Source organism: Nitrospirota bacterium (assembly GCA_016212215.1).
Lineage (GTDB): Bacteria > Nitrospirota > 9FT-COMBO-42-15 > HDB-SIOI813 > HDB-SIOI813 > JACRGV01.
In genome coordinates this window covers 18,465-31,773 of record JACRGV010000089.1, presented here as the reverse complement: position 1 = coordinate 31,773, position 13,309 = coordinate 18,465, and the positions used below count along the sequence as shown (strand labels likewise).

The 13,309-nt window shown below is 44.4% G+C and carries 11 protein-coding genes; 3 read left to right on the top strand and 8 right to left on the bottom strand.

All coding sequences use genetic code 11. The annotated features are described in order from the left end of the window. Positions 1-9 precede the first annotated feature (9 nt). From HZA08_08170 to HZA08_08145, 6 genes are all read right to left on the bottom strand, one after another. The gene (locus HZA08_08170) at positions 10-1,140 is read right to left on the bottom strand and encodes a site-2 protease family protein (GenBank protein ID MBI5193398.1); all 1,131 of its coding nucleotides are present in this window, start codon (positions 1,138-1,140) and stop codon (positions 10-12) included. A 110-nt stretch (positions 1,141-1,250) separates the two neighbouring features. Then, positions 1,251-2,432 carry a geranylgeranyl reductase family protein gene (locus HZA08_08165; protein MBI5193397.1) on the bottom strand — a complete coding sequence of 394 codons (1,182 nt, stop codon included), beginning with the start codon at positions 2,430-2,432 and terminating at the stop codon, positions 1,251-1,253. 143 nt (positions 2,433-2,575) lie between these two features. Continuing rightward, the gene (locus tag HZA08_08160) at positions 2,576-3,289 is read right to left on the bottom strand and encodes a cytochrome c biogenesis protein CcdA (protein ID MBI5193396.1); all 714 of its coding nucleotides are present in this window, start codon (positions 3,287-3,289) and stop codon (positions 2,576-2,578) included. Positions 3,290-3,318: 29 nt separating this feature from the next. Beyond that, complete coding sequence (locus tag HZA08_08155) at positions 3,319-3,897, bottom strand: TlpA family protein disulfide reductase (protein ID MBI5193395.1); 579 nt, start codon at positions 3,895-3,897, stop codon at positions 3,319-3,321. A 247-nt stretch (positions 3,898-4,144) separates the two neighbouring features. After that, positions 4,145-4,975 (bottom strand): c-type cytochrome biogenesis protein CcsB, encoded by an 831-nt coding sequence (gene ccsB / locus HZA08_08150; protein ID MBI5193394.1) that lies wholly within the window; start codon positions 4,973-4,975, stop codon positions 4,145-4,147. 53 nt (positions 4,976-5,028) lie between these two features. Further along, entirely contained in the window at positions 5,029-6,414 is a 1,386-nt protein-coding gene (locus HZA08_08145; GenBank protein MBI5193393.1) for a cytochrome c biogenesis protein ResB, read from the bottom strand. A 427-nt stretch (positions 6,415-6,841) separates the two neighbouring features. On the opposite strand from HZA08_08145, the gene murJ reads away from it, so the two are divergent. The 3 genes from murJ (at position 6,842) to HZA08_08130 (ending at position 11,421) form a co-directional block, all read left to right on the top strand. Beyond that, positions 6,842-8,422, top strand: coding sequence for a murein biosynthesis integral membrane protein MurJ (gene murJ, locus HZA08_08140; protein ID MBI5193392.1), 1,581 nt, complete (start codon positions 6,842-6,844; stop codon positions 8,420-8,422). Positions 8,423-8,541: 119 nt separating this feature from the next. After that, positions 8,542-9,606 (top strand): SAM-dependent methyltransferase, encoded by a 1,065-nt coding sequence (locus tag HZA08_08135; protein MBI5193391.1) that lies wholly within the window; start codon positions 8,542-8,544, stop codon positions 9,604-9,606. A 177-nt stretch (positions 9,607-9,783) separates the two neighbouring features. Then, on the top strand, positions 9,784-11,421 hold the full coding sequence (locus HZA08_08130; GenBank protein MBI5193390.1) for a diguanylate cyclase: 1,638 nt from the start codon (positions 9,784-9,786) through the stop codon (positions 11,419-11,421). Positions 11,422-11,688: 267 nt separating this feature from the next. Here HZA08_08130 and HZA08_08125 read toward each other — a convergent pair whose 3' ends face one another. Then, on the bottom strand, positions 11,689-12,396 hold the full coding sequence (locus HZA08_08125; protein MBI5193389.1) for a DUF2156 domain-containing protein: 708 nt from the start codon (positions 12,394-12,396) through the stop codon (positions 11,689-11,691). A gap of 315 nt (positions 12,397-12,711) precedes the next feature. Further along, complete coding sequence (locus HZA08_08120; GenBank protein ID MBI5193388.1) at positions 12,712-13,305, bottom strand: hypothetical protein; 594 nt, start codon at positions 13,303-13,305, stop codon at positions 12,712-12,714. Between the last annotated feature and the right edge of the window lie 4 nt (positions 13,306-13,309).

Below are 13,309 nucleotides of genomic sequence, written 5' to 3'. Positions count from 1 at the left end.
TATATTCAACTACTTCCCGAGGTCGGTCTTTAACTTCAATACATGCATGATATCCCGCTGACTGATTATTCCAATTATATTTCCCAGCTCTATGACTACAAGGCGGCCGCGGTTATCTTCTACCATTTTGTCTAAGGCATCTTCAGCACTTAGTTCAGGGGATATGGTGAACTCCGCAGGATTGGTGCACATGATCTCTCTCACACGAACATCCGGCCACTTCTCTTTTTCAACATTCCTGACATCATGAAGGGAGACAGTACCAAGGAGCATGTTACCGGAGACTATCGGGAAGCTGTTATAACGGTAGCGGAAGAAATAGTCATTCACTACCCTGTCGAGTGTCATAAATTCATCATCTATGACTACTACAGGCGAGACCATAATATCGCGGACTTTTACAACAACGAGTGTGTTATGCAGTACGGTCTGTTTATATCCCTCTCCTGCTACCTGCTGGAGAAACATGCCTATAAAAATCGCCCAGAGACCGCTGATGAATTCACCATGCATAATATCCCATAGTCCCATTGCGATTAGAAATATGGCAAAACCCTTACCAATGCGGCTTGAGATAAGTGTGGCCTTGTTAAGATTCCCTGTCTTATGCCAGATAGCCGCCCGTAAGAGCCTGCCGCCGTCAAGCGGGAAACCAGGGATAAGATTGAATATGGCAATGGCTGTATTTGAAGTTGCAAGGAAATAAGATATGGCAAGCACAGGAGATGTTGCCATGCCTCTTTTAAAGATAAATGCAATAATCCAGAAGATTATCGCGAGACATAAACTTAATGCCGGCCCTGCTATGGCAATCTTCATCTCCCCCTTTGGGGACTTTGTCTCGCCGGCCATCTTAGCTATCCCCCCGAAGACAAACAGGGTAATACTGCTGATCGTAATCCCTTCTTTTTGTGCAACATAAGAATGTGCAAGTTCATGTAACAGGATTGAAGAAAACAATATTAAGGCAGAGAGAACAGCCATAAACCACCTGACTGAAGGACTGTAGTAAGGCCCCATATAAGGAAAATAATTTATTGCAAGGGTATAGACTACAAGGGAAAAGACAATAAACCATGTATAGTGTACATGAATGGGTATGCCCAGTACCCTGAAAAGTTTAAAGCCGGAAGTTACCATATAATGTAAAAAAACACTGAGACACTGAGGAAAATCAATATTAAAATATAAAAGGGAAAATTATTTTTTTACTTTGTGCCTTTGTGGTTACTCATTGTTTTTAATGTTACTTAACTGAATAATTGCAGGAATCCGCTCTTCAATGCTGTCTTCATCAAAGAACCGGCAATGCCCTTAAGCTCTTTTAAGAATTCTCTATAGCTGCTTTCACCCCTCAGCACATTGTAGTATTTTTCAGCAAGTTCAGGCTTATCAGTGAGGATGTCAAACCATGTCTTAGGGAAGGTATATACAAACTGAGATATTTTCTGTGCGGCCTTGAATTCAGGATACAGTTCAGAATCAAGAAGCCCATCATATCCGGAAAGGGTATCATATCCTTTGTTCCTCGCATCAATTACTACAGACGATGCAAGCTGACCGCTCCTTATGGCGTAATATATCCCTTCACCAAAAAATGGGTCAACAAGATTGCCTGCATCACCGGTTAATAAGACTCCGCCCTTTGTAAGACTCTGGTGGTTTCTGAATAATGGGATTGGATAGCCTTTATACTTATAGTTACTGACTTCACTGATTGAAGAATGTGCCTTAATAAACTGGTCAAAATATTTTTTGGGTTGTTTTACAACACCCCGGAAACCTGCAATGCCGGCAGACAATACACCATTCTTAGGGAAGACCCATGCATAACCATAAGGAATAGTGCCGAAGTCAATATGCACATAATTGTTATGCTTATCAATCAAGTCCTTTTCAACAGGGATCTCAGCCTCAATAGAGGCCGCCATGGTGCGTATCTCCCGCGGGCGGATAAATCTCCTGACAACACCATTTACGCCATCAGCACCAATAACATATCTGCCATGAAAGCTCTCTTCATCGCTGATGACATCATAGCCGCTACTTGACTCTGTTATCCCATTAACCTTTACCCTGTCCCTGAAAGCGGCACCGGCCTTTACAGCCTCTGAGACGAGTAATGTATCAAACTTATCCCTCATAACCATGTGGGCGATCGGTCTGTCGGACCATAGATAAAGCCCGTCTTTTTGCTGATAACTGAAGTAAGAACCGGTTATTGTAGATTCTATTACATCTTTAATGTTTACAGAAAGGATACGTTCTAGTTTAAGTGAAAGGCCGCCGCCGCAGGGTTTGTAGCGTGGAAACTTTTCTTTCTCAAGTATGAGGACACTCATACCCGCTTTTGCAAGCTCATAAGCAGTTGTAGAGCCGGAAGGTCCCGCCCCGACCACTATTACATCAAAATCCGTTGTACTGTCACCCATTACCTATTACCTGTTTTTGGAAAAAGTATTATTCCATACACCAAAATGAATGTCAAAAATTGGTTTCCCCTTCACCCGAAAATCCTCACAGCTCACCCTCCCCCTAACCCCCTCCCGTCAAGGGAGGGGGAAATCCGCACTTCTTACAACTCTATCGTATACCCTATCCCGTGCTGTTGGAACCATGTTGTGATGATGGTAAAGGAATTTGTAAAAATCATAACCCCTATCAGGATGAGGAATATCCCGCTTATTATGGTTATCCATCTCATATATCTTGCAATAACCTTAAATGTGGAGATGAATGTATTTATTGCAAGGGCTGAAATAAAAAGAGGCAGGCCAAGTCCAAGGGAGTAAACAGCGAGTAGTCCGATCCCTTTTCCAATTGAGCCGGTGGTACTTGCATACAGCAGTATTGTTCCTAATATCGGGCCGACACACGGCGTCCATCCGGCCGCAAATGCCATTCCAACTATATACGAACCTAAGTACCCTGATGGTTTATTTTCTATGTGAAACTTTTTCTCTTTTGTCAGGAAATTGAGTTTCAGTACCCCCATAATATACAATCCGAATAGGATTATCAGGACTGCTCCAATCTTTTGAATAATATCCTGATACTGCAGAAATACCTGTCCGATAAATGTTGCTGATGCACCGAATAAAATAAAAATAGTTGTGAATCCGGCGATAAATGCAAGAGAATTGCTGATGGTTATTTTTCGTATCCTTGCCCTGTCTTTATCAGATGTAATATCTTCAAATGTAAGCCCTGTTATGTAGGTTACAAAAGACGGTACGAGCGGTAATACGCATGGCGAGACAAATGACAGAAGCCCTGCGAGAAATGCCATGAATATAGAAAGCTGTGTTCCTTCCAATTTTATCCTCCCTTTTTTTCAGGCTCTGTACTGATATGGAGAAGCCCGAATAATTTCTCGACAGACCCGATAGTTGTCCAGTCACGGGGGCCGATGATCTTTTCAACAACCCTCCCTTCCTGATCTATAATATAAGTCTCAGGTACGCCGGTAAGTTTGTATTTTCCGTCTGTCTTGCCCCACGGGTCAAGGAGTACCGGAAAGGTAATTCCAAGACTCTTCACAAAACTGTCCACTTCTTTTTGCGTGGTTACCCTGTCCATGCTGATGGCAAGCATCTCAAAAGGGACATCTCTATCTTTCAGATATTTATAAAGTGTCTGCATAGACGGCATCTCTTCTCTACAGCTCTTGCACCATGTAGCCCAGAAATTTACAAATACAACCTTACCGTGATAAGAGGAAAGCGAATGTTCTCTGCCGCTCAAATCTTTAAGGGTAAAATCAGGGGCATCAGAACCTGTAATAACCGGGGCATATTTATTGCTCTTAAGCCATACCATACCGACGATACCGGCCAGTACAACAATACCGATAATAATGGCGCTGAGTTTGTTTGTACCGTTAGCTTTATCATTCATTTGAACAACCCCATCCCCACCCTAACCCTCCCCTTGAAGGGGAGGGAATCTTCCTTTATCTTTTTAATCTTGCTTCTATCTTCTTGCTTCTAACTTCTGCTATATGTTACGTGTGTTGCTATGCCCACCCTCACCCTGACCCTCTCCCTGAGGGAGAGGGAATCTTCATTACTGTTTTTCGTCCTCTTATTTCTAACTTCTTACTTCTTGCTTCTAACTTCTGCTCACTGCTTACTGTTCACTGTACTTATGCGTAGGCATGAAGTCCCGGTAATACAAAGCTGACTCCCCAGTAGAGAAAGATTACAGCTAAGAATCCTATTATTGAGAAATATGCAGTCTTTCTCCCTTTCCATCCCCTGACAAGCCTGCCATGGAAATAGCCTGCATAGATAAACCATACGATGAGCGACCATGTCTCTTTCGGATCCCAGCTCCAGTACCCGCCCCAAGCATAATTGGCCCATATAGCACCAAGAATTATTCCGAGGGTGACGAATGGGAATCCAATGGCAATAAACTTATAATTCATATCATCAAGAATCTCTGCACTTGGAAACCTGTCTAAGAAAGAGGGTCTGCCTTTTCGTTCAGCACTTTCTTTGAAAAGGTATAAAATCCCGATACCGAATGCAATCGCAAAACCGGCATATCCTACAAATGTTGTAAGTACGTGCAGAATCAGCCAGTTGCTCTGCAATGCCGGTATGAGCGGCTCAATTGCCTGGTATCTGTAAGGGAGCATAGCCGCAGCGCCGATAGCAAGAAATGCAAGGGAAATAATGACTACCCCTAACACGCGAAGTTTGGGAAATTTTAGAGCCATAGCAATAAAGCCCGCAACCACCATCCACGTCAGCAACACCATTGTCTCATACAGATTTACATACGGTGCCCTGCCTGTCTCCATCATCCTTACTATAAGTGCCGCAGTATTTACAATCCAGCCGATAACAGTAAGTATAAATGCTATACTGCCGATAGAATCCTTCTTTAGTGCTACATAAAAGATATAGCAGAATGCTGCTATCAGATATATCCAGAACAAAATGTCGAATATGAAAAATGAATTGACCATAAGCTGTTTCCTCCCATCCTCATCATTATAATAAATGAGGGATTAAAACTACCTTAAAAAGATTCTGTAATTACCTTCATCTCCTTCTCAAAACCGATAAAGTCTTTATTGGTCAGGCCTCCTATATAGATCAGTGTATTATTTTCAGAAGACACGACCTTAACCCATAGTCTCCTGTGAAATACAAAAAAGGAAATAAACAGACCTATCATCAGCATAAAACTCCCGACCCAGACAAGATTTACGCCGGGGTCTTTTGCTATCTGGAGGCCTGAATATTGCGGTGCATTGTAGCCGGCAAGTATAAAATTATATTTGGAGTTCTTAACCGGAAACATATTAGGATATTTATAAAATATCCATGGGGTTGAAATCAGCTTCCCGCCTTCATAAATATCGAGCTGTACTGCCGGGTTCTCATGTTCCGGCGACTTAGAGTAGATCTGATTACTCTGTGAATCATAAGCAAAATGAGAAAGAAAATTGGTAGCATTTATCCGTAAGTCTGTCCCCTTTATCTCCTTCTCCTTCCTGAAATCCAGAACATCCTCTGCCACAATATTCCCTGTCTTCTTATCCGTAATCTTAATAAAAGCCTTATCAATACGATCCCACGCCATGCCGTAACTGCTCTGGTAAAACCAGACCCCCTTGTATTGTAAAGGATCATTTACCTGAATGGTCTTTGTTAATACCTTCTTACCATGATCTATAACAGTCATCGTACTGAAATAATCTTTAATCATGCCGGTATCATAATAATCAATCCAGAACTTATCCATCTGTAAATAAAAATTCCCCTGAGGCACATAAACAGGTTCATGCTCATAAAATGGATAAAAACTTCTGTATCCTATGGCACTGCTTAATACTGCCCCCATGAGTATGATGAATATACTAATGTGGCTTATAATAGCGCCGAGTCTGCCTATCCTCCCTTTTGCCGCAACAATTGAAATACCTTTGGGGGTGTTCTCTGTAATTATCTTATACTTACGGCCTGAAAGCACAGATATAACCTTTGCCTTCGCATCTTCGATGTTTCCGGAATACTGTATTATTGTACTGTTCCTTAAATTCGTGACAAGATTATGGGTAAAATCAAGGTCTGCAAAACGGTAGGACTTCATTATTACCGGAACTCTCTTTGCCACACAAACAGAAAGGTTTATGGCAAGAAGTGCAAGCAGGGAGGTAAACCACCAGCTATGATAGGTATCGTTAAGCTTGAGCAGATTAATCCAGTATGCCTGCCTCTCCCCAAACTTTGCAAGATACTCTTCAGGAGAAAGCCCCTGCTCTATAACAGTCCCAATAATAGAGCCAAGCGCCAGAAGAAAGAATATTGCAACTGCCAGCTTAATTGAGGCAAAAACGTCAAATATTTTTAAAACAAACCCCTTCTGTTTAATCCGGGATCCTGTTTGATTTACTTTCACCAACTAAATATTTACCTTGGTCATTAAATTTATCATTTTTACAATCATTAAAAACAGTAGGGTTAGAATAAACCATGTCGTGCATAATTGTCAATAATAGGGAAACAGGTAATAGGTTAGGAGCAGATTAAAAAGGTAAACAAAGATTCCCTCCCCCTTGATGGGGGAGGGTTAGGGTGGGGGTGGGCATAGCAAACATAGGTAACAGATAGCAAGAAGCAAACAACAAGAATTGGCGGCTAAGGTAGATTTAGGGTTGACTTGTTTGTGACACTGTGTTTATCTGTTGAACTGCTCAAAAGAAAAAGGATCACAAAGGAAGATGAAAATGAGGCCCCCTCCCCTTAATCCCCTCCCGCAAGGGGAGGGGAGATATGAAAGATTGCCTAAGATTCCCCCTCCCTTGACGGGAGGGGGTAGGGGGAGGGTGAGCTATGGAGATTTTCGGATGAATAATCAAGAAAAGGTTACAAAGGCGGCGGCGATACTTGGAAGCACAACCCTGATAAGCAGGATATTCGGGTTTGTACGGGATATGGTTGTTGCGCGGGTATTTGGTGCAGGGATGGTGGCGGATGCATTTTTTGTTGCTTACCGTATTCCAGGACTTTTAAGAGAACTGTTTGCAGAAGGTTCAATGTCAGCGGCCTTTATACCGGTTTTCAGCGGTTACCTTCATGAGGAGGGAAAGGAAGAGGCATTGAAGGTTGCCAAATCCACTTTTACAATCCTGATTGTAGTTCTCTTGATAGTAACTGTTATAGGTATTGCCGCTGCCCCGTGGGTAGTGGCCCTTATTGCACCAGGCTTTCATGCCGCAGGTGACAAGTTTGTTCTTACAGTCCGTCTTACTCAGATAATGTTTCCCTACCTCCTCTTTGTGTCAATAGCTGCCCTGTTCATGGGCATATTGAATACACTCGGTTCGTTTGTAATACCCGGCCTTTCATCTGTGGCATTATCAATCTTAATGATCAGCGGTGTATATATCTTTGCCCCGCTCTTCAGTATCCCCATATACGGTCTTGCAATCGGTGTGTTTCTGGGCGGTATATGCCAGTTTGCACTCCAGATACCTTCCCTATGGAAAAGGGACATGAAGATGGGGTGGTATTTTAAGCCCTCCCATCCCGGCCTGATTCGGATCGGCAAGCTGATGATTCCGATGATTCTCGGTCTTTCTGTGACTCAGGTGAACATATTTGTGAACACAGTCCTTTCCTCTTATCTGGATGAGGGGAGTGTTGCATATCTCTACTATGGGATAAGGCTTATCCATTTTCCGCTCGGTATATTCGGGGTGGCAATGTCGTCAGCGATCCTTCCTACGCTTTCTGCTTCTGCTGTTAAGAAGGATTATGCAGAGGTACGGAATACCTATTCCTTTGCAGCAAGACTCCTGTTATTTATAACCCTGCCCGCCATGGTCGGGCTGATAGTATTGAGAATCCCTATTGTAAGTGTCTTGTTTCAATCGAGGGCATTTGATTTTACTGCTACACTCGGAACAGCAGATGCACTGTTGTATTATTCAATCGGCCTGTGGGCATTTGCAGGTACAAGGGTAACTGCCCAGGTCTTCTACTCCCTGCAGGACACAAAGACACCGGTCAAGGCAGGTGTAATTGCGGTGATAGTAAATATAGCACTCTCCATTGCCCTTATGAAACCGTTAAGGCACGGCGGACTGGCTCTGGCAACATCTGTTGCAGCGATGGTAAATTTATCATTCCTGATCTATGCACTAAGAAAGAAGCTCGGCAGGATAAATCTTAGGGAGATAATAGGTTCGATGAAAACAGTGATACCTGCCAACATACTAATGGGCATAGTGGGATGGTTAATTACCCGCGGGAATATCTGGGGAACAAACGGCAATCTTCTACTGAAGACAGGCATACTCATCGCCGGTATAGTTTTGAGTACATTGGCTTATATTGCTGTACTTCATGTATCTAAAAATAAAGAGCTGCAGTTTTTGTGGGGGATGTTGAAAAGTAAGCGGTAAGCAGTTAACAGTAAGCAGAAGTAAGAGGCAAGAAGTTGGAAGCAAGATTGCTATGAAAATCCCCCTTTTTCAAAGGGGGTCTGGGGGGATTTGAAGCGGTGATTTTCGGATGAACTTTCATGAGCGTGTCGCTCATAAAGGGGGATGAAAATGGATGGGACAAGAATGTCCCACCTATCCATAATATATATCTGGATAGGCGGGGTTTTCTTACCCCGCCGGAAGGATTTTCGGATGAAACAATGACAAGACAAGCTTCTGTACCAGACTTATTTCCAGAAGTTAAAAACGCTACGCTGGAACAGTTGATGATGCGTTTTCCGGATGAATGGAAACAGACCGGTGAGGCTATGGTGGCTGCATTGGAAAGCGGCCGCATTGAAGATGCTGTCCGGTTTCTGGAACGCTATCACGCAGAGGCCATGGCATGGCAGGAGCGGGTGCTTCGTGGTGGAGGCAATCCTCACGTTGAGCGTGAAGCACTGCCATACGTGGTGCGCGCACAGATGGCCAAACTTGCGTTGGAAAAGATCGCCATAGTGGCTGCGACCGGGCAGAAGGTTGGGACAGTCAGGCTGGGGCTGTGGAGCGGATGGATTGTGCAACGACTGCTTTTTGAGAGCGGCCTGCGGCGTAAACCCGTGTCTCTGACATCTTTCAAGCTGTGGTGGCCGATTGTGTTTGACCGGCGGTTAGTGATGCCGCTGGTTCAGCCCCGGGGAATCTGGTGCTTCTACTCACAGAAGTTGGTGCACGCCCTGGCCGGGCTCATTGGCACACGCCCGTGCGTGGAACTCGCTGCAGGTGATGGAACGCTTGCCCGCTTTTTACGCGATGCAGGTACGCAGGTAACAGCAACAGATGACCGCTCATGGAGGCACGTGATGGAATATCCCCCTGATGTGGAATGCCTTGATGCACTGGAGGCACTGAGGCGGTTCACGCCTCGTGCCGTTGTATGCTCTTGGCCGCCGCCCGGCAACCGTTTTGAGCGAGCTGTGTTTTTACAGAAACAGGTGGAAATCTACATAGTGATTCTATCTCGTCACAGGTTTGCATCCGGAGCGTGGAACGCTTACAAAGAACAGCAGACGTTTGACATGGCAGATGACCCGGAGTTGAGCCGTTTGGTGCTGCCGCCGGAAATTGACCCTGCGGTGCTGGTGTTCCGCCGCCGGTCCTGATAAACCTATATATACGCCTGAAGGTGTTGAGTCTGGCAGTATACTAAATCAGATGAGTTAATATGTAAGAACAAAAAAGCGATGTCAAAGAAGATAAATAATAGTTTTGATTTTTGTATTTTGCAGTGTTATGGTAATGTTCATGATTGTCCCGGATTAATCTTTTGGAGGTCCATAATGTCTTTTAAGTCCTCTCCCCAGATTCGTTTCATAGTATTACTTGCGGCGATAATATATGCGGGTGAATTTGCAATTATGCTGCTGTTCTCTCTAATTCCTCCCTTGCCCCCCCTTATCACGGCAATAATAGATGCCTCCTCCCTTATACTTATAACAGCACCCTTCCTGTACCTTTTATCCTTTCATCCAATGGTAAAGGAGATTGCCGGACGCAGGAAGTCTCAGCAGATGCTGAGTGAGAGAGAAAAACAGCTAAGTACAATTACGGAGACAGCCGGCGATGCCATTATCTGCCTTGAGTCGCCGGATATTATCAGCCTTTGGAACAGGAAGGCTGAGGAGATGTTCGGGTTTACGGCTGATGAGGCTGTAGGGAAAGAGCTGCACAAGCTGATCGTGCCCGAGAGATACCGTGAAAAATCCTACGAGGGACTTGATGAATTTTTCAAAACAGGGTTAGGGACTGTGGTCGGGAAAACCGTTGAAGTTGAAGCACTGCATAGAGACGGAGGCGAGTTTCCCATTGAACTCTCTGTCTCTGCAATGAAGATAGGGGATAAGTGGCAGACTACAGGTATTGTCAGGGATATTACAGACCGGAAAAAGGGGGCGGCTGAGATCAAGAGGCAGAGTGACGATTTGAGGAGAATCAACGATGAGCTGTCTATGCTTTACAAGGTCTCCATGGCAATAAGCCGGACAATAGACCTGCACAAACTCCTGTATGATATTCTATATACAATACTGGGCATTGAGATGTTCAATGTTGAACGGAGGGGCGGGATATTTGTAGTTGAGGAAGGGCGTATGAACCTTATATCACAGGTGGGGTTTAGTGATGAGTTTATAAACCTGCATAAAGGCATGAGGGTGGGAGATTGTCTCTGTGGTCTTGCGGCAATGACCGGGGAGATTGTTGTATCAACGAAGGCTGATGACGACCCTCGCCATACGATTCATTATGCTGACATGACAGATCACGGACATGTTGTCGTACCGTTGAAGGCGGCGGAGAAAGTTGTAGGTGTACTATGTCTTTATACACCTGAAGGTGTAGAGTTAAGCAGAAGAAGCATTGAGACACTCATGTCCATAGGCGGTCAGATAGGCGTAGCTATTGAAAACTCAAGACTCTATGAAGAGACTAAGGCACTTGCACTCCACGATTCCCTGACCGGTCTTGCAAACAGGCGATATATGGAGATATTCCTTGAGAGGGGGTTCAATGAGGCAAGGAGATATAACAGGATGTTCTCTGTCATACTTCTGGACATAGATTATTTCAAGAAATATAACGACGAATATGGCCATCCTGCAGGGGATGTACTCCTTGCGAGGATTGCAAAGATAATCTCGGAAGGGGTCAGGGATGTTGACCTCGCAGCGAGGTACGGCGGGGAGGAGTTTATCGTCCTGCTCCCGGAGGTGGATTATTCACAGGTACACGTTGTAGCTGAAAGGCTCAGGATGTCGGTTGCAGGAAATTCCAACGTTACAATAAGCCTCGGCGTATCTTCTTATACCCCTGAGATGCAGGCAAAAGAAGAGTTGATCTCTGTCGCTGACACCGCCCTCTATCAGGCCAAACAAAAGGGGAGGAACAGGGTTGAGTTGGGAAATAATATCAGGCATTAATTATTGGTTCATCCGAAAATCAACCCCATCCCCACCCTACCCCTCCCCTTGAAGGGGAGGGAATCAACATAGCCCCCTCTCCCTCAGGGAGAGGGTCCGGGTGAGGGTGGGGTTTTCATTGCCCTTTGTGAACCCTGGTTCATGTGGGTTCATCCGAAAACCCTCTCCGGCGGGGTAAGAAAACCCCGCCTATCCATTTCTACGAGGATAGGCGGGACATTCTTGTCCCGCTGCTTTTCATGGCCAATAGAAGGGATTAAGATGCGGCTAGCTGAATGGGTACGCTATGTAGCCGGGTACAACTTTATACGGCCTGTATGAAAGCTTTGCATTGCGAAGATTGGTCAGACCGGAATCACCAAGGGTATTGATGAACGTGTAGTCTGAAAGTTCCCGGCATAATTCCCTGAAGATAAACTGGGATAGTCCTTTAATTTCAGGATTCGTAATCTCCATCAGTATATAGAAGACATCGCCCCTCCTGAAACCGAATGTGTATCCTTCTATCCTCTCATCTATTTGCACTACACGGCCGGTTAATGAGAGGGACTCATAATTCGTTATTGCCTGCTTGTGCGAATATGATGCATCCTCAAGCAGTGCCTGATACAGGAAAAGGTCGTCATTAGGTTTCCTTCCTCTATCCTTTTTCCATCGCTCAAATAACCTCATACACTCTTCTACATGGGCGGACTGAAATTCTACAAAACTGTATGTATAATTTTTTACAAAATAATTATACATTGCCCTTTTGGATTTGAAGGGATTACCTTTGAGGGTTACCAGTTCTTCACGCAGGTAAACGTATTCCGGTTCTCCTGCATTGAGATTATAGCCCATAGACAAGAAGGCTTCTTTCATGGATTCATCAATATTTTCTATCCGGGAAACAGCAGGGTTATTGTTGATTCTGTGCATAATTGAAAAGAGTTTGGAGATTGTTTGCGCATAGTGTTCATCCGGAAATAACCCCATCCCCACCCTAACCCTCCCCTTGAAGGGGAGGGAATTTTGAAACTCCCCCTGCCCCCATCCCAACTTTTCAATTTGGAGAGTGGGAATGATCGAAGGTGGAATGGGCATGTAGATATAATCACCGTACACTGCAAACAGGCAGAAGTAGTTATCAATAATCCCCCAGTAAAATTGGAAAATATCCCTCCAGATGTAGTGGGTAGTGAATGTATAAGAAGATAGGATGGAATCAACGGTGTTGAGTATGTTGTCAATAAAGGGTTTGTCCGACAGCAAGAGGGGTTTTAATCCGAATTGACTTAAGGGTAAATCCATTTAAAGAAGGTCTGAGAGTTTTTTCAACATAATTAAAGAAATCACGTCATCCTGAAAAGGGCCTATGAGGTCTCTGTTTTCAGAGATAATTTCAATAAGGGGAGAGGACTCAATAGCATTTGCAATGTCACTCGCAGCGGCCGTGAAAATATTCGCACCTATATTTTCTCTTACATAAGGACACTTTGTATCAACCCCAATTACCACGTTTTCTCCTGACTCATCCCGCATTAAAGCATAAGGATATAATTCGCAGTCAAAGGGGCGGACATTATATATCAGGCAATGTGCAGTCGGCAGATCAAAGGCCGGGCATATATATGCTTCGCCTCCGGCTATCAATGTAATCTTGCAGCCTGATTTATTCGGAAATAACCCCATCCCCACCCTATCCCTCCCCTTGAAGGGGAGGGAATTTTTTGATTCTTCCTGACCTACTCCAGCCAAGGGAGGGGGAAATACCCTATTAATCTCTTCAGCAGTAAAATAAGGTGCAAGAAAGCTGGTACTCTCAGGAAACCTGCAGCATACATCACACTTGAAACACCAATCAGGAGGGACGATTTGTATGATTTTAAACTGTTCACTGTTCATCCAG